Origin of the sequence: Pseudomonas sp. OVF7 (genome assembly GCF_030644265.1) — a bacterium.
GTDB classification, from domain to species: Bacteria; Pseudomonadota; Gammaproteobacteria; order Pseudomonadales; family Pseudomonadaceae; genus Aquipseudomonas; species Aquipseudomonas gorinensis.
Genome location: NZ_CP128996.1, coordinates 5,546,363 through 5,566,601, shown reverse-complemented (window position 1 = coordinate 5,566,601; position 20,239 = coordinate 5,546,363). Strand labels below are relative to the sequence as shown.

General features: G+C 57.5%; 22 protein-coding genes and 1 tRNA gene. 17 read left to right on the top strand and 6 right to left on the bottom strand.

Annotated features, from left to right (window positions below; translation table 11 throughout):
• The first annotated feature begins 4 nt into the window (after nt 1–4).
• Genes QU606_RS25165 through QU606_RS25140 form a run of 6 tightly spaced genes read left to right on the top strand, consistent with a single transcriptional unit; the run spans nt 5 to nt 5,955 of the window.
• The gene (locus tag QU606_RS25165) at nt 5–1,558 is read left to right on the top strand and encodes a sugar ABC transporter ATP-binding protein (protein ID WP_150296237.1); all 1,554 of its coding nucleotides are present in this window, start codon (nt 5–7) and stop codon (nt 1,556–1,558) included.
• Complete coding sequence (locus QU606_RS25160; RefSeq protein ID WP_069076652.1) at nt 1,555–2,532, top strand: ABC transporter permease; 978 nt, start codon at nt 1,555–1,557, stop codon at nt 2,530–2,532. Before QU606_RS25165 ends, QU606_RS25160 begins: the two co-directional genes overlap by 4 nt.
• A 3-nt stretch (nt 2,533–2,535) precedes the next feature.
• Nucleotides 2,536–3,558: a LacI family DNA-binding transcriptional regulator gene (locus QU606_RS25155; protein WP_024076476.1), complete on the top strand. Its 1,023-nt coding sequence runs from the start codon at nt 2,536–2,538 to the stop codon at nt 3,556–3,558.
• Nucleotides 3,559–3,581: 23 nt separating this feature from the next.
• Nucleotides 3,582–4,499 carry a ribokinase gene (gene rbsK / locus QU606_RS25150; RefSeq protein WP_168232067.1) on the top strand — a complete coding sequence of 306 codons (918 nt, stop codon included), beginning with the start codon at nt 3,582–3,584 and terminating at the stop codon, nt 4,497–4,499.
• A complete protein-coding gene (rbsD, locus tag QU606_RS25145; protein ID WP_024076474.1) occupies nt 4,496–4,900 on the top strand; it encodes a D-ribose pyranase in 405 nt (134 codons plus the stop codon). The genes rbsK and rbsD overlap by 4 nt, the downstream gene beginning before the upstream one ends.
• Nucleotides 4,901–4,926: 26 nt before the next feature.
• The gene (locus tag QU606_RS25140; protein ID WP_102625266.1) at nt 4,927–5,955 is read left to right on the top strand and encodes a nucleoside hydrolase; all 1,029 of its coding nucleotides are present in this window, start codon (nt 4,927–4,929) and stop codon (nt 5,953–5,955) included.
• A gap of 33 nt (nt 5,956–5,988) precedes the next feature.
• Here QU606_RS25140 and QU606_RS25135 read toward each other — a convergent pair whose 3' ends face one another.
• A complete protein-coding gene (locus tag QU606_RS25135; protein ID WP_024076472.1) occupies nt 5,989–6,201 on the bottom strand; it encodes a hypothetical protein in 213 nt (70 codons plus the stop codon).
• A gap of 155 nt (nt 6,202–6,356) precedes the next feature.
• On the opposite strand from QU606_RS25135, the gene QU606_RS25130 reads away from it, so the two are divergent.
• Nucleotides 6,357–6,665: a hypothetical protein gene (locus QU606_RS25130; RefSeq protein WP_304997754.1), complete on the top strand. Its 309-nt coding sequence runs from the start codon at nt 6,357–6,359 to the stop codon at nt 6,663–6,665.
• A 145-nt stretch (nt 6,666–6,810) separates the two neighbouring features.
• Nucleotides 6,811–7,131, top strand: a complete 321-nt coding sequence (locus QU606_RS25125) for an I78 family peptidase inhibitor (RefSeq protein ID WP_024076470.1) — start codon at nt 6,811–6,813, stop codon at nt 7,129–7,131.
• Nucleotides 7,132–7,204: 73 nt separating this feature from the next.
• Here QU606_RS25125 and QU606_RS25120 read toward each other — a convergent pair whose 3' ends face one another.
• The gene (locus tag QU606_RS25120; protein ID WP_003234260.1) at nt 7,205–7,417 is read right to left on the bottom strand and encodes a cold-shock protein; all 213 of its coding nucleotides are present in this window, start codon (nt 7,415–7,417) and stop codon (nt 7,205–7,207) included.
• Between the two features lie 289 nt (nt 7,418–7,706).
• Nucleotides 7,707–8,021, bottom strand: coding sequence for a hypothetical protein (locus tag QU606_RS25115; protein WP_081329233.1), 315 nt, complete (start codon nt 8,019–8,021; stop codon nt 7,707–7,709).
• Nucleotides 8,022–8,386: 365 nt separating this feature from the next.
• Here QU606_RS25115 and thrS point away from each other — a divergent pair, with 365 nt between their 5' ends.
• From thrS to QU606_RS25070, 9 genes are all read left to right on the top strand, one after another.
• Complete coding sequence (gene thrS / locus QU606_RS25110; protein WP_024076468.1) at nt 8,387–10,309, top strand: threonine--tRNA ligase; 1,923 nt, start codon at nt 8,387–8,389, stop codon at nt 10,307–10,309.
• A complete protein-coding gene (gene infC / locus QU606_RS25105) occupies nt 10,309–10,860 on the top strand; it encodes a translation initiation factor IF-3 (protein WP_169850653.1) in 552 nt (183 codons plus the stop codon). Before thrS ends, infC begins: the two co-directional genes overlap by 1 nt.
• Nucleotides 10,861–10,920: 60 nt before the next feature.
• Complete coding sequence (gene rpmI / locus QU606_RS25100; RefSeq protein WP_002553160.1) at nt 10,921–11,115, top strand: 50S ribosomal protein L35; 195 nt, start codon at nt 10,921–10,923, stop codon at nt 11,113–11,115.
• A 30-nt stretch (nt 11,116–11,145) separates the two neighbouring features.
• Nucleotides 11,146–11,502 carry a 50S ribosomal protein L20 gene (gene rplT / locus QU606_RS25095; RefSeq protein WP_002553161.1) on the top strand — a complete coding sequence of 119 codons (357 nt, stop codon included), beginning with the start codon at nt 11,146–11,148 and terminating at the stop codon, nt 11,500–11,502.
• A gap of 108 nt (nt 11,503–11,610) precedes the next feature.
• On the top strand, nt 11,611–12,627 hold the full coding sequence (gene pheS / locus QU606_RS25090; RefSeq protein WP_069076656.1) for a phenylalanine--tRNA ligase subunit alpha: 1,017 nt from the start codon (nt 11,611–11,613) through the stop codon (nt 12,625–12,627).
• Nucleotides 12,628–12,653: 26 nt separating this feature from the next.
• Entirely contained in the window at nt 12,654–15,032 is a 2,379-nt protein-coding gene (gene pheT, locus QU606_RS25085) for a phenylalanine--tRNA ligase subunit beta (RefSeq protein WP_304997753.1), read from the top strand.
• Nucleotides 15,033–15,035: 3 nt separating this feature from the next.
• The gene (ihfA, locus tag QU606_RS25080) at nt 15,036–15,338 is read left to right on the top strand and encodes an integration host factor subunit alpha (RefSeq protein WP_002553164.1); all 303 of its coding nucleotides are present in this window, start codon (nt 15,036–15,038) and stop codon (nt 15,336–15,338) included.
• Complete coding sequence (locus QU606_RS25075) at nt 15,319–15,675, top strand: MerR family transcriptional regulator (protein WP_003174972.1); 357 nt, start codon at nt 15,319–15,321, stop codon at nt 15,673–15,675. The genes ihfA and QU606_RS25075 overlap by 20 nt, the downstream gene beginning before the upstream one ends.
• A 90-nt stretch (nt 15,676–15,765) precedes the next feature.
• Nucleotides 15,766–15,842, top strand: a tRNA-Pro gene (locus tag QU606_RS25070).
• Between the two features lie 493 nt (nt 15,843–16,335).
• Here the strand turns inward: QU606_RS25070 and QU606_RS25065 are convergent.
• Genes QU606_RS25065 through QU606_RS25055 form a run of 3 tightly spaced genes read right to left on the bottom strand, consistent with a single transcriptional unit; the run spans nt 16,336 to nt 20,047 of the window.
• Nucleotides 16,336–18,300: a DUF3732 domain-containing protein gene (locus tag QU606_RS25065; RefSeq protein ID WP_304997752.1), complete on the bottom strand. Its 1,965-nt coding sequence runs from the start codon at nt 18,298–18,300 to the stop codon at nt 16,336–16,338.
• A complete protein-coding gene (locus QU606_RS25060; RefSeq protein ID WP_230164764.1) occupies nt 18,297–18,785 on the bottom strand; it encodes a three component ABC system middle component in 489 nt (162 codons plus the stop codon). Before QU606_RS25060 ends, QU606_RS25065 begins: the two co-directional genes overlap by 4 nt.
• Entirely contained in the window at nt 18,782–20,047 is a 1,266-nt protein-coding gene (locus QU606_RS25055) for an ABC-three component system protein (protein ID WP_304997751.1), read from the bottom strand. The genes QU606_RS25060 and QU606_RS25055 overlap by 4 nt, the downstream gene beginning before the upstream one ends.
• Nucleotides 20,048–20,239 lie beyond the last annotated feature (192 nt).

The window sequence follows — 20,239 nt, the reverse complement described above, 5'->3', positions numbered from 1 at the left end:
TCCTATGTCATCTTCCGCCCCGAACGCTGTCCTCTCGGTCAGCGGTATCGGCAAGACCTATGCCCAACCGGTTCTGTCCGACATCACCCTGACGCTCAATCGCGGGGAAGTGCTGGCGTTGACCGGTGAAAATGGCGCAGGCAAAAGTACCTTGTCGAAGATCATCGGCGGTTTGGTCACACCGACCACCGGGCATATGCAGTTCAATGGCGAGGACTTCCGTCCAGGCAGTCGCACCCAGGCCGAAGGGTTGGGCGTACGTATGGTTATGCAGGAACTCAACCTGCTGCCAACGCTGACCGTGGCCGAAAACCTGTTCCTGGACAACCTGCCCAGCCACTGTGGCTGGATCAGCCGCAAGCAACTGCGTAAAGCCGCGATCGACGCCATGGCTCAGGTCGGCCTGGATGCAATCGACCCTGACACCTTGGTTGGCAGCCTGGGCATCGGCCATCAACAAATGGTCGAAATCGCGCGCAACCTGATCGGCGACTGCCATGTGCTGATCCTCGACGAACCTACGGCCATGCTGACCGCCCGTGAAGTCGAGATGCTGTTTGAACAAATCACTCGCCTGCAGGCCCGGGGCGTGGCGATCATTTATATTTCGCACCGGCTCGAAGAGTTGGCCCGTGTAGCCCAGCGCATTGCGGTACTGCGCGACGGCAAGTTGGTCTGTGTCGAGCCGATGGCCAATTACAACAGTGAGCAACTGGTCACCTTGATGGTCGGTCGCGAGCTCGGCGAGCACATCGATCTGGGCCCGCGGACAATCGGCGGTCCCGCCTTGACGGTGAAAAACCTGACGCGTTCGGACAAGGTTCGTGATGTGTCCTTTGAAGTGCGTGCTGGCGAGATCTATGGCATCTCCGGCCTGATCGGCGCTGGTCGTACCGAGTTGCTACGCCTCATTTTCGGTGCCGACCTCGCCGACAGCGGCACCGTGGCGCTGGGCTCCCCAGCCCAGGTTGTCAGCATTCGTTCACCTGTGGACGCGGTAGGCCACGGCATTGCCCTGATCACCGAAGACCGTAAGGGCGAAGGCCTGCTGCTGACCCAGTCCATCAGCGCCAATATTGCCTTGGGCAACATGCCGGAAATTTCTGGCGGCGGTGTAGTGAATCGCCGCGATGAAACCGCCTTGGCCAAGCGCCAGATCGATGCCATGCGCATTCGCAGTTCCAGCCCGGCGCAGTTGGTGTCCGAGCTCTCCGGCGGCAACCAGCAAAAGGTGGTAATAGGCCGCTGGCTGGAGCGCGACTGCTCGGTGATGCTGTTCGATGAGCCGACCCGCGGTATCGATGTGGGGGCCAAGTTCGATATTTATGCCTTGCTCGGCGAGTTGACTCGCCAGGGTAAAGCGCTGGTGGTGGTGTCCAGTGACCTGCGTGAGCTGATGCTGATCTGCGACCGCATCGGCGTGCTGTCCGCCGGGCGCCTGATCGAGACCTTCGAACGTGACAGCTGGACCCAGGACGAATTGCTCGCCGCCGCGTTTGCCGGCTATCAGAAACGTGATGCGCTGCTCAATGAAGCCGCGCTTAGGGATACCCCATGAAAACAACAACTTCCCCCGGTAAAGCAGCTGGCAACTTCTACGGCCTGGGCACCTACCTGGGGCTGGCAGGTGCGTTGCTGGCGATGATTGCGCTGTTTTCGGTGCTCAGTGATCACTTCCTGTCCTACGACACCTTCAGCACCCTGGCCAACCAGATTCCAGACCTGATGGTGCTGGCAGTGGGCATGACCTTCATCCTGATTATCGGCGGTATCGACCTGTCAGTGGGCTCGGTGCTGGCACTGGCGGCATCGGCCGTCAGCGTGGCGATTCTTGGCTGGGGTTGGAGCGTGTTGCCGGCAGCCTTGCTCGGCATGGGCTGCGCCGCATTGGCAGGCACGATTACGGGTTCGATCACGGTGGCCTGGCGCATTCCGTCGTTCATCGTGTCCCTTGGCGTGCTGGAAATGGCACGCGGTGTGGCGTACCAGATGACCGGCTCGCGCACCGCCTATATCGGTGATTCCTTCGCCTGGTTGTCCAACCCGATTGCCTTCGGCATTTCGCCGTCATTTATCATCGCGTTGCTGGTGATCATCGTTGCCCAACTGGTGTTGACCCGTACCGTGTTTGGTCGTTACCTGATCGGCATCGGCACCAACGAAGAAGCCGTGCGCCTGGCAGGGATCAATCCCAAGCCCTACAAGATTCTGGTGTTCAGCCTCATGGGCCTGCTGGCTGGCGTGGCGGCGTTGTTCCAGATATCACGCCTGGAAGCGGCAGACCCGAACGCCGGTTCCGGCCTGGAACTGCAAGTGATCGCTGCGGTGGTGATCGGCGGCACCAGCTTGATGGGTGGGCGCGGCTCGGTCATCAGTACGTTCTTTGGTGTGTTGATTATTTCGGTGCTGGCCGCTGGCTTGGCGCAGATCGGTGCCACGGAGCCCACCAAGCGCATCATCACCGGTGCTGTGATCGTGATTGCCGTGGTCCTCGATACCTACCGCAGCCAACGCGCCAGTCGGCGAGGCTGAGCCATGGCAACGATCAAGGATGTGGCAGCGCTTGCCGGTATTTCCTACACCACCGTGTCTCATGTGGTGAACAAGACGCGTCCGGTCAGCGAGCCGGTGCGCATCAAGGTGGAAGCCGCGATCAAGCAGTTGGACTACGTGCCCAGCGCCGTCGCGCGCTCGCTCAAGGCCAAGACCACGGCGACTATTGGCCTGCTGGTACCCAACAGCCTCAACCCGTATTTTGCCGAGCTGGCCCGAGGCATCGAGGATTACTGCGAGCGCAATGGCTATTGCGTGATCCTGTGTAATTCCGACGACAATGCTGAAAAGCAACGCAGCTACCTGCGGGTGTTGCTGGAAAAACGTGTCGATGGCTTGATCGTGACCTCCGTGGGCGGTGACGACAGCGGCCTCGCCGCGGGTTTGAGCGCGGTGCGCACGCCCATGGTCATCGTCGACCGGGCATTGGACGGCATTGACGTTGACCTGGTGCGTATCGACCACGAGGAGGGCGCTTACCTGGCCACCCGGCACTTGCTTGAACTGGGTCACCGGGACATCGCCTGTATTGGCGGCCCAGTCCATACCCGCGTGGCGCAGATGCGCCTGGCGGGGTATCACCGTGCGCTGCGCGAGGCGGGTGTGGAGGTGGCGGCTGATCGCACCCGGGAAAGCGACTTCACCAGTACCGGTGGTTATGCTGCGGCTGTGCAGTTATTGGCAGAAAACCCGCCCAGCGCAATCTTCGCCAGCAACGACATGATCGGCTTTGGTGTGCTGCGCGCGGCGGCTGAACGTAATCTCCGCGTGCCCGGCGAGCTGTCGGTGATTGGTTTCGACGATATTCAAATGGGCCGTTACGTCTACCCGGCGCTGACCACGGTCGGGCAATCGATCGTGCAACTGGGCGAGACGGCTGCCGAACTTTTACTGCGACGGATTGCGACACCCCAACTGCCGATCGATCAACGCATCGTGACGCCGAGCATCGTGTTGCGTGAGTCGACGGCGCCAATTGCCGGTGTGTTCGCCCAATACCGCTGAACCGAATTGATGAGTATTGATGTATGCCAGCAAAAGTAGTGGTAGTAGGCAGCTTGAACATGGACCTGGTGACCCGTGCCAGTCGCTTGCCCCGTGCCGGTGAAACCTTGATCGGCCAATCGTTTTCCACCGTTCCCGGCGGCAAGGGCGCCAACCAGGCCGTGGCTTCGGCGCGGTTGGGGGCCGAGGTTGCGATGATCGGTTGTGTCGGCACTGATGCCTACGGCAGCCAGCTGCGCGATGCGCTGCGGGTGGAAGGCATCGATTGCGGGGCTGTGAGCACCGTTGCCGGCTCCAGCGGCGTGGCGCTGATTGTCGTAGATGACAGCAGCCAGAACGCCATTGTGATCGTCGCGGGCAGTAACGGTGAACTCACGCCGGCTTCATTGCAGGCGTCTGACGCGGTGCTGCAGGCCGCCGATGTGATCGTCTGCCAGCTTGAAGTGCCAATGGAGACTGTGGGGCATGCGCTCAAGCGCGGTCGTGAGCTGGGTAAGACGGTTATTCTTAACCCGGCGCCGGTCAGCGGTCCTTTGCCGACCGAGTGGTATGCCTCGATCGACTACCTGATTCCCAATGAAAGCGAGGCGACCGCGCTGAGCGGTGTGACGGTCGACTCCCTCGACAGCGCCAGGCTGGCTGCGACCGAATTGATCAAGGCGGGCGCGGGTAAAGTCATCATTACCCTTGGTGCCCAGGGCGCATTGTTCGCCGATGGTCATGGCTTTGAACACCTGGTGGCGCCCAAGGTCAAGGCGGTGGATACCACGGCGGCCGGTGATACTTTTGTGGGTGGCTTTGCCGCGGCATTGGCCAGCGGCAAGAGCGAAGCCGAGGCCATTCGATTCGGCCAAGTGGCGGCGGCGCTGTCGGTGACCCGTGACGGCGCCCAGCCTTCCATCCCTACGCTGCACGACGTACAAGGTTTTGTGCCCTCATGAAAAAGACACCCCTGCTCAATATTGCTCTGTCGCGCGTGATCGCCTCCCTGGGGCACGGCGATATTCTGGTCATCGGCGATGCTGGTCTGCCAGTACCGCCGGGTGTCGAGTTGATCGACCTGGCGCTGACCCAGGGCATTCCCGATTTCATCAGTACCTTGCGCATCGTGCTCAGTGAAATGCAGGTGGAAAGCCATGTGCTGGCCGAAGAAATCCTGCTTAAGCAGCCACCGGCGCTGACTGAGCTGAACAGTCTGAACGCACAGGCCCATCTCGGCGAGCGTCGTCTGGTCAGCCATGAAGCGTTCAAGCAGCTCAGCCGTAACGCGCGCGCCATTGTTCGCACCGGTGAGTGCCAGCCTTATTGCAATATCGCGCTGGTGTCCGGCGTCACGTTCTAGCGTTTCCCAACGACAAGGAGTGTTCCATGCAACGTAGTCTTCCCACCCTGAGAAATCTGTTCCGGAGTGTCCTGCTTTTGTCCGCACTCACTGCAGCAAGCGCCCAAGCGGCGGAAAAAATCGACCTGATCATCGACACCGACCCGGGCGCTGACGACGTGGTGGCCTTGCTGTTTGCCATGGCTTCCCCGGAGGAGTTGAATATTCGCGCGCTGACCACCGTCGCAGGTAACGTGCGCCTGGACAAGACATCGCGCAATGCGCGCCTGGCCCGCGAGTGGGCGGGGCGTGAGGACATCCCGGTGTACGCCGGTGCGCCAAAACCGCTGCTGCGTACGCCTATCTATGCCGAGAATATCCATGGCAAGGAAGGCATTTCCGGTGTGACGGTGCATGAGCCGAAAAAAGGCCTGGCCGAAGGCAATGCTGTCGACTACCTGATCAAGACCCTCAGTACCGCCAAGCCCCACAGCATCACCATCGCCATGCTCGGCCCACAGACCAACCTGGCGCTGGCATTGACCCAGGCTCCTGACATTACCCAAGGCATCAAGGAAGTGGTGGTGATGGGCGGCGCGCACTTCAATGGCGGCAATATCACGCCGGTGGCTGAGTTCAACCTGTTCGCCGACCCGATAGCGGCCGAGATCGTGCTCAAGAGTGGCGTCAAGCTGACCTACCTGCCGCTGGACGTGACCCACAAGGTGCTGACCAGCGAGGCGCGCCTGAAAAAGATCGCGGACATCAAGAACAACGCGAGCAAGGTCGTCGGCGATATTCTCAATGAATACGTCAAGGGTGACATGGAGCACTACGGCATCCCAGGTGGCCCGGTGCACGACGCCACCGTGATTGCCTACCTGCTCAAGCCTTCTCTGTTCAGTGGGCGTCAGGCCAATATGGTGGTGGACAGCCGCGAAGGACCGACCTTCGGCCAGACCATCGTCGACTGGTATGACGGCCTGAAGCAGGAAAAGAATGTGTTCTGGGTTGAGAACGGCGATGCCCAGGGCTTCTTCGATCTGTTGACCGAGCGCTTGGCACGCCTGAAGTAATGCAGTTGCCGGTTGGCGCTCGCCGGCCGGTTCTTAATCGCGCTCGGGGTCGTGTGCACCCCGGTAATCGGTCGGGTATTTCTCGAATATCTGGCCGATGAATGCCTGTGCGGCTTGGGTGCCGAGTTCCTTGACCAGCAGGTCGATGCCAATGATCGCCAATTCTTCCGGGCTTCCGGGGCTGTAGGAGCTCTGTCCTTGGTGCCATTTGGCTTTGATATCGGCTTGAAGGGTTACGGTACTCATGGGCGGCTCACGATCTGAAAAGTGCTGGGCAGTGCGCTGAAACTCGGTTCTTGCGGGCGCAGTTAACCATTTTGCGCAGGGTTTGGCACTGCTACTTAGGCATGAGGGGGTGGCTGTGCGACACTGGTCGCCTGTCTAACTGCCGGGGACACCAGGTGCAGATCGATTTGAATAACCCCGAAAGCCTGACGCTGATGGCCGTGCGCCAATTGATCGCCAGTGCCAGCGACGATGAACATACCCAGTTGCGCGTGACCAAGAGCGGTATCGCCTATATCTCATCGGGCAAAGCGGTGGGTGGCGTTGATATTGATGGGTTGCTGTTTCGTCTGGAAACGTGGGCCAAGGGCTCTGGGTATGTAGGCAATGTGGCGGCCAGCGACGAAGTCTGGGTCATGCAGATTTTCAATGCGCTGAAGGAGAACTGGCCGACGCCACGGTTTGACTACATTGATATCTACTGAGTACGTTCATATGTGGTCACGATTGGCCGGGCGAATGCCCGCGCTGAGTCAGGCAGACTTGCCCGCAGGCGATTTACGTCTTGAAACCAATCCGTCTGACGGCTGTCGCACGATCTCTGTTCATTTTTTATCATTAGGAGGCTTCATGCCTTGGAAGCTCGCATCATTCGGTACTTTGTTGGCAGCACTCGCGTTGGCGGGTTGCAGCACCCCAGGTGCCTCTGAGCCAGCCAAAGACGCCGCCACGGCCGACACCGGCCATAGCCGCTGTGAGTCGAAGGCCGCCGAGTTCGCGATTGGCCAGAAAGCCTCGCCCCAACTGCTGGAGCAGGCGCGCGCCCGTGCCGGTGCGCAGAATGCACGGATCCTCAAGCCCAACGATATGATCACCCTGGAATACCGCTCCGACCGCCTGAACCTGAACACCGACGACAACCTGGTGATCACGCGGGTCAATTGCGGCTGACAGCCTCCGGGTTTTTGCGCCACCCATAAAAAACCCCGTCACATGGACGGGGTTTTTTTAGCTCAGCGGAGAATTACTCGCCGCGAACCTGTGCAGCTTGCATACCCTTTTGGCCTTTCTCAGCCACGAAGGAAACGGTTTGGCCTTCTTTCAGGCTTTTGAAACCGTCGCTTTCGATAGCTTTGAAGTGTACGAACAGGTCGTCACCGCCACCTTGAGGAGTGATGAAGCCGAAGCCTTTTTCATCGTTGAACCATTTAACGGTGCCGGTTTGGCGATTAGACATGGTGTATCTCCAAGAAACATATATTTTCAGTAGTGCTGTGCTGCTCAGGCCAACTGGGCACACCGGGCTATCATAGTCGAAATGTTCGACTTGGGAGCCCCCCCAAGGCATTGTTTGCGAGTCAATAGCGTTGCGTTTACTACCTGAATCGGCTGAAAGCCCCGATCTACGGGGCTTTTGTGCGAAATATAAGCTGGTAAAAAAAGCCGTAAAAGCTGCGTAATTTGTGAGAAATGGCAGTTTTCGAGGTGTTTTTCCAGCAAAACGGCCGTCTGATCAGGGGTGAATATTACTTTTTCTTCACGACCTTGCAGGACGAAATAGCCGCGACCGCCTTGTTTTTAAGGTCCGGGCTGGCGTTCTGGTTGGTCATCAGCTCTTTGATCTCGGCCGTGCTCAATTCGGCGTTGATTTTGTTCGCGCCACATTCGCAATGGTCTTTGGCGGTTTTGACGTCCACATTTTGGCTGGCGGCAGAGGTGCAGTCTTTAACGAAGCTGTCACGGGCACCGGCTGGCCAGTTGGAAGGCGCAGCTGCTTGTGCGCCGAGGGAAAGGAGGCTCAGGGTAGCGGCGAGAGCGAGGGTCGAGGTAAAACGCATCATGGGATGCTCCTTTGGGTCGAGGACGAACAGCGATTCTCAGTGGGTTTGAGGCGTCGCGTACAGCTCAAGTTCACTTTTACCGCTATAAAGGCTGGAATTTGTCTTTACGTCGGATGGCGCCGGCGCGATGACCGTTCATCTGTGCTAGCATCAGCCACCTGGCTATTCCCGGGCGCGCCATTTGCCGCCTTGCCATGTTCCTTTTGTTCACTCCAGTCACTCTGGTTCGATTATCGGTTTGCCGAAAGGCTCCTGCCGCTGTAAGGCAGGCGTTCGTTGCTGAACGGCCTGGTGTTGGATCTTGTACTGGCTCATCCCAACCCACGTGACCTTTGGTAGGGGTCACCACTAGGAGAGGAGGCGCCATGCCAACTATTACTCTTCCCGATGGCAGTCAACGTTCATTCGATCATTCGGTTTCCGTCGCCGAGGTCGCCGCATCCATTGGTGCCGGCCTGGCCAAGGCCACCGTGGCCGGCAAGGTCGACGGCAAGCTGGTCGACGCCAGCGACCTGATTACCTCCGACGCCAGCCTGCAGATCATCACGCCCAAGGATCAAGAGGGGCTGGAGATCATTCGTCACTCTTGCGCGCACCTGATTGGCCACGCGGTCAAGCAGTTGTACCCCACCGCGAAAATGGTGATCGGCCCGGTCATTGACGAAGGTTTCTATTACGACATCGCCTACGAGCGTCCTTTTACGCCGGACGACCTGGCCGCCATCGAACAGCGCATGCACGCGCTGATCGAAAAAGATTACGACGTCATCAAGAAAGTCACCCCGCGCGCCGAAGTGATCGACGTGTTTACTGCGCGTGGCGAAGACTACAAGCTGCGCCTGGTAGAAGACATGCCGGACGAACAGGCCATGGGCCTGTATTACCATGAAGAATACGTCGACATGTGCCGTGGCCCGCACGTACCGAATACGCGTTTCCTCAAGTCGTTCAAGCTGACCAAGCTGTCCGGTGCCTACTGGCGCGGCGATGCCAAGAACGAGCAACTGCAGCGGATCTACGGCACCGCCTGGGCTGACAAGAAGCAGCTGGCGGCCTACATCCAGCGCATCGAAGAAGCCGAGAAACGCGACCACCGCAAGATCGGCAAGCGTCTGAACCTGTTTCACCTCCAGGAAGAAGCCCCGGGCATGGTGTTCTGGCACCCGAACGGCTGGACCCTGTACCAGGTGCTTGAACAGTACATGCGCAAGGTGCAGCGTGAGAACGGCTACCTGGAGATCAAGACTCCTCAGGTTGTTGACCGTAGCCTGTGGGAGAAATCCGGGCACTGGGCCAACTACGCCGACAATATGTTCACCACCCAGTCGGAAAACCGCGACTACGCCATCAAGCCGATGAACTGCCCTTGCCACGTGCAGGTGTTCAACCAGGGCTTGAAGAGCTACCGCGAGTTGCCGATGCGCCTGGCCGAGTTCGGTGCCTGCCACCGTAACGAGCCATCGGGTGCATTGCACGGCATCATGCGCGTACGCGGCTTCACCCAGGACGACGCACACATCTTCTGCACCGAAGAACAGATGCAGGCGGAGTCCGCTGCATTTATCAAGCTGACCATGGACGTTTATCGCGATTTCGGTTTTACCGAAGTCGAAATGAAGCTGTCCACTCGTCCGGAAAAGCGCGTCGGTTCCGACGAGCTATGGGACCGCGCCGAAGCGGCACTCGCCGCTGCGCTAGACAGCGCGGGCCTTGCGTACGATCTTCAACCGGGTGAGGGCGCGTTCTACGGGCCTAAAATCGAGTTCTCGCTGAAAGATTGCCTTGGCCGTGTCTGGCAATGTGGTACCTTGCAGCTCGATTTTAACCTGCCGATCCGTCTGGGAGCCGAATACGTCTCCGAAGACAACAGCCGTAAACACCCGGTCATGTTGCACCGGGCGATCCTTGGCTCGTTCGAACGGTTCGTCGGGATCCTGATCGAGCACTACGAGGGTGCGTTCCCCGCGTGGCTGGCTCCGACCCAGGCAGTGATCATGAATATCACTGATAAACAGGCAGATTTTGCCGCTGAAGTTGAAAAAACTCTCAACGAAAGCGGATTTCGTGCCAAGTCCGACTTGAGAAATGAAAAGATCGGCTTTAAAATCCGCGAGCATACTTTGCTCAAGGTTCCCTATCTTTTGGTTATCGGAGATCGGGAAGTCGAGATGCAGACTGTCGCTGTGCGTACTCGTGAAGGTGCTGACCTGGGCTCGATGCCCGTCGCCCAGTTCGCTGAGTTCCTCGCGCAAGCGGTTTCCCGGCGTGGTCGCCCAGATTCGGAGTAATTATTATTAAGCGTGAAATGAGACAAGATAAACGAGCTGCACCGAAAGCCCCGATCAACGAGAATATCTCGGCACGCGAGGTTCGGTTAATTGGCGCTGACGGCGAGCAGATTGGCATCGTCTCGATTGATGAAGCGCTTCGTATCGCTGAAGAGTCCAAATTGGACCTGGTGGAAATTTCCGCCGACGCAGTCCCGCCTGTTTGCCGGGTGATGGACTACGGCAAGTCGATCTTCGAAAAGAAGAAGCAGATTGCTGCGGCGAAGAAGAACCAGAAGCAGATTCAAGTAAAAGAAATCAAGTTTCGTCCAGGGACGGAGGAAGGGGATTACCAGGTAAAACTGCGCAACCTGGTACGTTTCCTGAGTGATGGGGACAGGGCCAAGGTATCCTTGCGATTCCGCGGCCGTGAGATGGCCCACCAGGAGCTGGGGATGGAACTCCTCAAGCGGGTTGAAGCTGACCTGCTCGAGTACGGTTCGGTCGAACAGCATCCTAAGATGGAAGGACGCCAGCTGATCATGGTCATCGCCCCGAAAAAGAAGAAGTAATCAACAGGGCACGGCAGGCCTTCTGATTATGTTTATCAACTGAATGCGGAGTATCCGAACATGCCAAAGATGAAGACTAAAAGTGGTGCTGCTAAGCGGTTTCTGAAAACTGCTAACGGTATCAAGCACAAGCACGCTTTCAAGAGCCACATCCTGACCAAAATGTCGACCAAGCGTAAGCGTCAACTGCGCGGTAGCAGCTTGCTGCATCCGTCTGACGTGGCAAAAGTCGAGCGCATGCTGCGCCTTCGTTAATTTTTGGATCAAGACTAGAGGAAGTAACTCATGGCTCGTGTAAAGCGTGGCGTCATTGCCCGTAAACGTCACAAAAAAATTCTGAAACTTGCTAAAGGCTACTACGGCGCACGCTCACGCGTATTCCGTGTTGCCAAGCAAGCGGTAATCAAGGCAGGCCAATACGCCTACCGTGACCGTCGTCAGAAAAAACGTCAGTTCCGCGCTCTGTGGATCGCTCGTATCAACGCTGGTGCTCGTGTTAACGGTCTGTCCTACAGCCGTTTCATTGCTGGCCTGAAAAAAGCGTCCATCGAGATCGACCGTAAGGTTCTGGCTGATCTGGCAGTGAACGAAAAAGCGGCGTTTGCTGCGATTGTCGAGAAAGCTAAAGCCACCTTGGCTTAAGTACCCCCGACAGTCACCCTGGGTTACTCTGTAGCCCAAGGTGTTAAACGTCTTAAATAGGGGAAGAGCCTTCAAGCTCTTCCCCTATTTTGTATCTGGAGTCTGTACATGGAAAACCTGGACGCGCTCGTCGCTCAAGCTCTTGAGGCTGTGCAAAGCGCTGAAGATATCAATGCCCTGGAGCAAATCCGGGTTCACTACCTTGGCAAGAAGGGTGAATTGACTCAGGTGATGAAGACCCTGGGAAATTTGCCGGCTGAAGAGCGTCCGCAAGTCGGTGCGCTGATCAACGTTGCCAAGGAGCGTGTCACAGAGGTTCTCAATGCGCGCAAGGCGTCGCTCGAGGAGGCCGATCTTGCGGCCAAGCTCGCCGCCGAGTCCATTGACGTGACCCTGCCTGGCCGTGGCCAGGCTTCGGGCGGTCTGCATCCGATTACCCGGACTCTGGAGCGTATCGAGCAGTTCTTCACTCACATCGGCTACGGCATCGCCGAAGGCCCTGAGGTCGAAGACGACTATCACAACTTCGAGGCGCTCAACATCCCCGGCCATCACCCGGCCCGGTCGATGCACGACACCTTCTATTTCAATGCGAACATGCTGTTGCGCACCCATACCTCGCCGGTACAGGTCCGCACCATGGAAGCGCAGAAGCCGCCGATCCGCATCGTCTGCCCAGGCCGTGTGTACCGTAGCGACTCCGATATCACCCACTCGCCGATGTTCCACCAGGTCGAAGGCCTGCTGGTTGATCGCGATATCAACTTCGCCGACCTCAAGGGCACCATCGAAGAGTTCCTGCGGGTGTTCTTCGAGAAAGAGTTGGCGGTGCGTTTCCGTCCATCGTTCTTCCCGTTTACCGAGCCGTCCGCTGAAGTCGACATGGAATGTGTGATGTGCAGCGGTAAAGGCTGCCGCGTCTGCAAGCAGACGGGTTGGTTGGAAGTGATGGGCTGCGGCATGGTTCACCCCAACGTGCTGCGCATGTCCGGGATCGACCCGGAAGAGTTCTCGGGCTTTGCCTTCGGCATGGGCGTTGAGCGTCTGGCCATGCTGCGTTACGGCGTGAACGACTTGCGTCTGTTCTTCGACAACGACTTGCGGTTCCTCGCGCAATTTCGCTAGTCGTAACGAATCATTAGGAGAGCAGGATGAAATTCAGTGAACAATGGCTGCGTGGCTGGGTAAGCCCGCAGGTAAATCGCGACGAGCTGGTTGCTCGTCTGTCGATGGCCGGTCTTGAGGTTGATAGTGTTACCCCGGCTGCTGGCGTATTCAGTGGCGTGGTTGTGGGCGAGGTGCTGAGCACCGAGCAGCATCCTGACGCCGACAAGTTGCGTGTATGCCAGGTCAGCAATGGCACGGAAACCTTCCAGGTCGTATGCGGAGCGCCCAACGTGCGTCCGGGCCTGAAGATCCCGTTCGCCATGATCGGTGCCGAACTGCCAGGTGACTTCAAGATCAAGAAAGCCAAGCTGCGCGGTGTCGAGTCCAACGGGATGCTGTGCTCCCAGGCTGAGCTGCAGGTAGGCGAGGGCAATGATGGCCTGATGGAACTGCCGGCCGACGCGCCTGTGGGCCAGGACATTCGTGCCTATTTGGAACTGGAAGACGCCAGCATCGAGGTTGACCTGACCCCGAACCGTGGCGACTGCCTGTCCCTGGCGGGCCTGGCGCGTGAAGTGGGCGCGCTGTACGACGTCCCGGTCACCCGGCCCGTGATTACCGCCGTCCCTGCGGTGCACGACGAAGTCCGCCCGATTGAGGTGCTGGCGCCAAACGCGTGCCCTCGTTACCTGGGCCGTGTGATCCGCAACGTCGACCTGTCCAAGCCCACCCCGCTATGGATGGTTGAGCGCCTGCGTCGCGCTGACGTGCGCAGCATCGACGCTGCCGTCGACATCACCAACTATGTGATGATCGAGCTGGGCCAACCACTGCACGCGTTCGATCTCGCCGAAATCAATGGCGGCATCCGTGTGCGCATGGCAGAAGAAGGCGAGAAGCTGGTACTGCTTGACGGCCAGGAAGTAACGCTACGGGCTGACACCCTGGTAATCGCCGACCATTCCCGCGCCCTGGCGATTGCTGGCGTGATGGGGGGTGAGCACAGCGGCGTGTCCGCGACCACGCGTGACATCTTCCTTGAGAGCGCATTCTTCGACCAGATCGCCATCGCTGGCAAGGCCCGTTCCTATGGCCTGCATACCGATGCGTCGCACCGCTATGAGCGTGGCGTAGACTGGCAGCTCGCCCGTGAAGCCATGGAGCGCGCCACTGGCCTGCTGCTGGACATCACCGGTGGCGAAGCCGGCCCGATTACCGAGGCCGTGAGCGAACAGCATCTGCCGTCCGTTGCACCTATCACCCTGCGCGCCAAGAGCGTCGAGCAAATGCTCGGCCTGATGATTGAGCCTGCAGAGATTGAGCGACTTCTGTCGGCTCTCGGGCTGGGTATTTCCGCAGGTGGGGAAGGGCAGTGGCGCGTTGAAGTGCCAAGCCATCGTTTCGATATCAGCCTGGAAGTCGACCTGATCGAAGAACTCGCCCGCCTGTACGGCTACAACCGTCTACCGGTTCGTTACCCGCAAGCACGCCTGGCACCGCAACCCAAGGCGGAGGCGCGTGCACACCTGCCTGAGCTGCGTCGTCTGCTGGTTGCCCGTGGTTACCAGGAAGCCGTGACCTACAGCTTCATCGATCCGAAGCAGTTCGAACTGTTCAACCCCGGTGTCGAGCCGTTGTTGTTGGCCAATCCGATTTCCAACGACATGGCCGCCATGCGTTCGTCCCTGTGGCCAGGCCTGGTGAAAGCGCTTTCCCACAACCTGAATCGTCAGCAGGATCGCGTGCGCATGTTCGAAAGCGGCCTGCGTTTTGTCGGCCAACTGGACGGTTTGAAGCAGGAACCGATGCTGGCCGGTGTAGTGTGCGGTAGCCGTCTGCCGGAAGGCTGGGCACAAGGTCGTGATGCGGTGGACTTCTTCGACGTCAAGGCTGACGTGGAAGCCGTATTGGGTTTTGCCGGTGCATTGGGTGATTTCACCTTCGTTCCAGGCAACCACCCGGCGCTGCACCCTGGCCAGACCGCGCGTATCGAGCGCGAAGGTCGCCTGGTAGGCTTCGTCGGCGCCATTCACCCGGAACTGTCGAAAACCCTCGGCCTTGACCGTCCGGTCTTCGTCTTTGAGTTGGTCCTGGCGGAAGTCGCTTCGGGCAAGATGCCTAAATTCAGCGAGCTGTCGCGCTTCCCTGAAGTGCGTCGAGACCTGGCCCTGATCGCCGACCGCGAAGTCGCCGCCACTGCCGTCCTGGATGTAATCCGTGAAAATGCAGGGGAATGGCTGACAGACCTCAGGCTATTTGACGTCTATCAGGGTAAAGGCATTGATCCGCATAGAAAAAGCCTTGCAGTTGGCTTGACCTGGCAGCATCCATCGCGCACTCTTAATGACGATGAGGTGAACACCACGACACAAAATATCCTCACCTCGCTCGAACAAAGGTTAAACGCCACGTTAAGGAAGTGACGTATGGGGGCTTTGACGAAAGCTGAGATGGCGGAACGTCTGTACGAAGAGTTGGGTCTGAACAAGCGCGAGGCCAAGGAATTGGTTGAGCTGTTTTTTGAAGAAATCAGACACGCTCTGGAAGACAATGAACAGGTCAAATTGTCCGGTTTCGGCAATTTTGACCTGCGGGACAAACGCCAGCGGCCTGGCCGCAATCCAAAAACGGGAGAAGAAATCCCGATCACGGCTCGCCGTGTGGTCACCTTTCGTCCAGGGCAGAAGTTGAAGGCCCGAGTTGAGGCTTATGCTGGAACCAAGTCATAACGACGAGCTACCCGTCATCCCAGGCAAACGCTACTTCACCATTGGTGAAGTCAGCGAGCTATGTGCGGTAAAACCGCACGTGCTGCGCTATTGGGAGCAGGAGTTTCCTCAACTCAACCCCGTCAAGCGTACCGGGAATCGTCGGTATTATCAGCGCCAGGATGTGCTGATGATCCGACAGATCCGTGCGTTGCTGTATGACCAGGGGTTCACCATCAGCGGCGCCCGCCAGCGCATGTCTGGTGATGAAGCCAAAGACGACACCACCCAATACAAGCAACTGATCCGCCAGATGATCTCCGAACTCGAAGATGTGCTGGTGGTGTTGAAGAAATGATTCAGGCTTTTAAAATACTTCCACATTTCAAAAGCTTGCGGTATATTCCTGATCGCTTCGTTGCGAAGCGAACCCAGTAACACGCCTAGTCGGGGCGTAGCGCAGTCCGGTAGCGCACTAGCATGGGGTGCTAGGGGTCGAGTGTTCGAATCACTCCGTCCCGACCATATTATTCAATGACTTAGCCCAATCTGAAAAGGTTTGGCTTTTTCATGCCTGAAAAATACTCCCACATTTACTCCCACGGAAATCTTGGATCTCGGTGGATGTGCCACTTGAGAGGCGTTCGACGCTTGTTAAACGGGGGCCTATTTAGAGAACGGTTGATGCTGAGTCGCGCCGCAAGGCATGGTAAGCCGCAAGTCTGTAAACACAGTCAAAGGTCGTTCTCTCCAAAGAACATTTTGACTGGGCTCTAGAGCAGTATTTTCAGGCAGATAAGTTTCACATATGTTCCCAGTTTTGCCCCAGGTGTATCAGGTGCGCGAGTGGAGATCTCCGACAGAGGCCAGATGGGTTCATGGCAACTCCTGGTGTAAGGCTGTCCTGGCACGAGGGGCCAGGACTCAATCTAGCTTCCGATTTTGCCTAGGTTCGATGCAACTCAAGTGGATGCATTTGGTACCCATCGCCAAGAGAAGCGGGGCATTCAACAGCTCGTCAGAGCGTCACTTCACCCTTGAGTGGCCAGCCCTCTGGCACCAACGCCGGAGGTTTGCTCCAAGGTGCCTCGACCAGAGACTTCTGGAACCAGTCATCCCGTAGATTTGCATGCTCCGTGATGATGATCTGGAAGCCTGGTACGTCTTCGACCGTGAACTGGTATAGCAGGTTGAACAGCTTGCGTACCGAGTCCATATCGGCATCGGATTGCTCGGTGTTCAATACCGTACCGTCGACCGATTTGTAGGATTCCTCTGAGGGGAAATACACTTGGGTCGGCTGATCGATCAACAAGAAGCGCGGCATGGGTCGATTGCTCTTGGCGCAGTACCAATGCAGAGCGAGCAGCGCGGAGAGATGATAGGCCAGGTAGTTTTCACCGCCGCCTGTCCGAGCCATGGGCACAGAACGCTCGGGGCGGTCAAAAATGATGGTCAGCTTCTTCAGGTCGAATCGGGCAGGGTAGGCACTGAATTCAGATTCGAAGCGTTTGTTGTACAGATTGAACTGTGCCGAGATGCTGTTCATGATCGACGCCAGGCGGTCTTCCACATCAACATCTGCCAGTGCCTTTTCAAGTTCCTGTACGCGCATTTCCCGACGGCGATAGTCAGCCTCTTGCTGTTTTAGCGAATTGTCTGGGACGAAGCCCTCAAGGAAAAAGCTGATGCGCCCCACCACATACCTGGCTGCGTCGCTTTGCTTCTGTGCGTTCATCAGCATCGTATTGGCGGCGATGGCGGCTGTCAGCTCCGCTTCCTTCTCGACAATTGACTTGCTTGTGTCCTGAAGGCGTTGGTTTTCCTCCGCCAGGTAGCCCTGAATCTGCGGACGTTGGCCCATCACCGTCTGCATTTCTGCTTCCAGGGACGCCAGTTCGCCGATGAGCGCTTGGGCTATGGGGGTTTCCATGGCCAGATTCTTTTCGGCGAAAGGCCACTGCCATTCGCCTGTTGTTGCATTCTTCGGAAGCGACTTGATGGATAAGAGGCGGTCGATGTGTTCCGATGCCTCGCTCTGGAAGCCGCCGGCACGCCGTTCGAATATCTGGCCGGCCTCAATTTTGGATTTGATCTCGCGTTTGGTTTTCCTCAGTTTGGCCAGCTCAGTCTCCAATTTGGGTACCTTGTCCTCAGGCTGAGCGTGCGGTTTGGCGGGAGTCCAATGCGCTGCCGTTTTGAGGGCAGCAATGATCTCCTCGACCTCCCCAATGGGGGATTCTTGAGGGAGTATTCCTACCGCCTTGGCTTCAGTCAGCAGTGCGATGGCCTGGTTTCGGTTGTTGCCCACGGCTTGCTTCGCCTGCTCCAGCAGCTTTGTCTGGGCCCTCAGGTCTCGCTGAGCTGTCCGTAGCCTAGTCTGCAGCTCGTATCGCTCATTGGTTGACGCGCCCAGCAGGATGGGAAGCGTATCTCTGATCGCCTGGGGTTGGAACGGCTCGTTCTGGCGATAGAAAAGCTGATCCTTGTTGGTGACCAGGCCCTGCCTTTGGAAGAGGTAGTAGTACGAATGCTTGATGGAGGCTTCGTAGCTGTTACGCGTGTGCTCCTCCGCCACCTCTGTGCGGTTTTCCGGAATGCCAAGTTGGCGTGACAGCAACGAGGTGACGGCGACGTCGTCCGTGTTGACCACTAACTCGGAAAACTCAAGGGGCTGCACGAACTCCCCGGTACGGGTCATGGCCAGGCTGCAGCTCGCGCCGCCTGCCCGTGGGGCCGGTTTCGCCACCATGACCTGCACGTCCGGAAATTGATAGATCACTGCGAACCAGGATACCTTGTCCTGGATAACACCATCCGAAACGTTGAAGTTGGATTGGCCCATGCAGTATTCGATGATGTCCGAAAGGGCGGATTTACCTGTCGACGAGCGGCCCGTAATGATGTTGAGTCCGTCGACTTCGAAGTTGACATCGCGGCGCTGGCCATCGTGGCTGTATACGTGGATGGAGCTGATTTTCATGGTCGAATTCCAAAAGCGGTGTACACCGTAACCCTGTCTGCAATCTTGGCGAACTCTCTCCCCAACAGAGCCGCTGCACGTTGGCACGCCACTGTTTCCTCGGTGCCTTCGATGTCTGCTTTAACCCTCCTGGCTTTCGGGAGGAGTCGTCCCAACGGGGTGACCTCGAAGCAATCGGTGTAGTGCGCCAACGCAAATGCCTCGAAAGTGAACGGCAGCATTTCAGTTACCCTCTCTGCCAGTCCGATTTGCATCTGGGGGTAGGTTTCCACCGTTTTGAGCAAGTAGCCCTTGTAGTGCTTGAGCAGCGCGCTTCGAGATTCCTGGTGGAGGCTCAGCGGCAATACAAGCAGTGACATCGAAAAGGGCATCCCCTTGGGATCTACCACCGCATAGGCCTTGAGCGCACGCATCAGGACTACCGCGCAAAAGGCAGGGTTGAACAAATTTTTGGTCTCAAACGGACGCTCATCCCAGCGAATCATTCGGTCTCTCCAGCAGCCTTGGATAGGCGATCCAGAAGCTGTGGATGCCAGTAAACGGTGGGATAGGGGCGCTTGTTAGCGAGAATCTGAAAACTGCCGCGAAGTACGTAAGGCTCTGTCACACGTGCCCGGATTTTCAGGTGATCAAGCTTCTGGGCTTCTGTCTCAGCCCAGGTATACAGCTTCTTGGCAACGGCAATCAGTTCCGGGTCAGAACAGTCCTCGATTGACGCACCGAGTACATCATCGTCGAATAGGACATCTTTGGTGCGCTCCCACTCATTCGTCAGCCGGCGTTCATACTTCATGATTTCTTCAGAGCCCACCAAGCGCTGCCTCGCCCAGGCTGAGCGCTGCTCAAATGCTCGGTAGTAGTCCAGGATCGCATTTCGAATGCGGCTGGGGCTCAGTTTCAACTCACGTAGTTGACTTACGAAAAGCCGATTATCGATGCTCACATCAATGGGGGAAGTGGGGATCGCGTCCTCGAAGGTGATCGGAAGATTGTCATCCTTGTACTCTTCACTGAAGTTGAACAGCTTCTCAGAAACATCCCGGGCATATGCGGGCTCGCTCTGCGGCTCGCAGAGCATCTGGATGATCAGGTCATTCCACCATCCCTCCAGACGCTCAAAGACTGCATCTCTGTGCTCAGCACGGATTGGCCGCATTTTCTGGGCCTTGATGAGTGCTGGGAGATCGCCAATCCGAGGCGTGCTGTCAATAATCGTGATTCTCGATACGAAGTCCTCTTTTTCCAGCGCTGTCAGCTTCGAGAGCAACTCCTTGATCTTGGTGAACGATTTCGCTTTGCTGGTGGCGAGCGTGTTCTCTGTCAGTTGCCAAAGGCTGGGCTGAGCCTCTGTTGTATTGGCGCCGTACAGAAAGAATTTCAAGAATGAATCCGGTGCGACGGACGAGGTGGTGAACAGAAAAAACTGATAGTCAGACTCAACCCGCCCATTAGCCTGGTAACGAGTTAGCCAGATATTGACCGACTTCCAGAAGTCGACAGATAGGTCAGTCAGGCGTTCACCAACAGCCTTGTGCTTGAGAGAGGCCAGTGTCTTCTTTCCAGAGGACTCCAGGAAGTCGAGGTCATCTTCCTTCTCGATGAGGATCGCGGTGTCCTCTGGAAGCTCTAATGCCTGGTACAGCGCAAAGCGGGGTTGGAAGATGTAGCCCAATCCCTGTTCCCCGGCGCTATAGGGGTCGCAATCTTTCTTTTGGTCTGCGGAATCGTTGCTTGCTACAGAACTCATAATTCAGCCCATGCTCCAAGGTCGTACATGCCGCAAACAAGGCCTGATGTGTTGTGGTTGGCTATTACTGTCTGAATGAGTGCGAGCGCTGAGGCGAGCGCTTGCCCACGAAGCCACCATATATTGCGAGTGAAAGCTTGATGGTGCCGGGTAAGCGTGTGGAGACGACGCCGGCACAAGGAAAGATTCGCG

What these genes read in the sequence shown, in the direction of transcription:
- QU606_RS25165 (WP_150296237.1), top strand. Translation starts at nt 5, where the DNA reads ATGTCATCTTCCGCCCCGAACGCTGTCCTCTCGGTCAGCGGTATCGGC.
- QU606_RS25160 (WP_069076652.1), top strand. Translation starts at nt 1,555, where the DNA reads ATGAAAACAACAACTTCCCCCGGTAAAGCAGCTGGCAACTTCTACGGC.
- QU606_RS25155 (WP_024076476.1), top strand. Translation starts at nt 2,536, where the DNA reads ATGGCAACGATCAAGGATGTGGCAGCGCTTGCCGGTATTTCCTACACC.
- rbsK (WP_168232067.1), top strand. Translation starts at nt 3,582, where the DNA reads ATGCCAGCAAAAGTAGTGGTAGTAGGCAGCTTGAACATGGACCTGGTG.
- rbsD (WP_024076474.1), top strand. Translation starts at nt 4,496, where the DNA reads ATGAAAAAGACACCCCTGCTCAATATTGCTCTGTCGCGCGTGATCGCC.
- QU606_RS25140 (WP_102625266.1), top strand. Translation starts at nt 4,927, where the DNA reads ATGCAACGTAGTCTTCCCACCCTGAGAAATCTGTTCCGGAGTGTCCTG.
- QU606_RS25135 (WP_024076472.1), bottom strand. Translation starts at nt 6,201, where the DNA reads ATGAGTACCGTAACCCTTCAAGCCGATATCAAAGCCAAATGGCACCAA.
- QU606_RS25125 (WP_024076470.1), top strand. Translation starts at nt 6,811, where the DNA reads ATGCCTTGGAAGCTCGCATCATTCGGTACTTTGTTGGCAGCACTCGCG.
- QU606_RS25120 (WP_003234260.1), bottom strand. Translation starts at nt 7,417, where the DNA reads ATGTCTAATCGCCAAACCGGCACCGTTAAATGGTTCAACGATGAAAAA.
- QU606_RS25115 (WP_081329233.1), bottom strand. Translation starts at nt 8,021, where the DNA reads ATGATGCGTTTTACCTCGACCCTCGCTCTCGCCGCTACCCTGAGCCTC.
- thrS (WP_024076468.1), top strand. Translation starts at nt 8,387, where the DNA reads ATGCCAACTATTACTCTTCCCGATGGCAGTCAACGTTCATTCGATCAT.
- rpmI (WP_002553160.1), top strand. Translation starts at nt 10,921, where the DNA reads ATGCCAAAGATGAAGACTAAAAGTGGTGCTGCTAAGCGGTTTCTGAAA.
- rplT (WP_002553161.1), top strand. Translation starts at nt 11,146, where the DNA reads ATGGCTCGTGTAAAGCGTGGCGTCATTGCCCGTAAACGTCACAAAAAA.
- pheS (WP_069076656.1), top strand. Translation starts at nt 11,611, where the DNA reads ATGGAAAACCTGGACGCGCTCGTCGCTCAAGCTCTTGAGGCTGTGCAA.
- pheT (WP_304997753.1), top strand. Translation starts at nt 12,654, where the DNA reads ATGAAATTCAGTGAACAATGGCTGCGTGGCTGGGTAAGCCCGCAGGTA.
- ihfA (WP_002553164.1), top strand. Translation starts at nt 15,036, where the DNA reads ATGGGGGCTTTGACGAAAGCTGAGATGGCGGAACGTCTGTACGAAGAG.
- QU606_RS25075 (WP_003174972.1), top strand. Translation starts at nt 15,319, where the DNA reads ATGCTGGAACCAAGTCATAACGACGAGCTACCCGTCATCCCAGGCAAA.
- QU606_RS25065 (WP_304997752.1), bottom strand. Translation starts at nt 18,300, where the DNA reads ATGAAAATCAGCTCCATCCACGTATACAGCCACGATGGCCAGCGCCGC.
- QU606_RS25060 (WP_230164764.1), bottom strand. Translation starts at nt 18,785, where the DNA reads ATGATTCGCTGGGATGAGCGTCCGTTTGAGACCAAAAATTTGTTCAAC.
- QU606_RS25055 (WP_304997751.1), bottom strand. Translation starts at nt 20,047, where the DNA reads ATGAGTTCTGTAGCAAGCAACGATTCCGCAGACCAAAAGAAAGATTGC.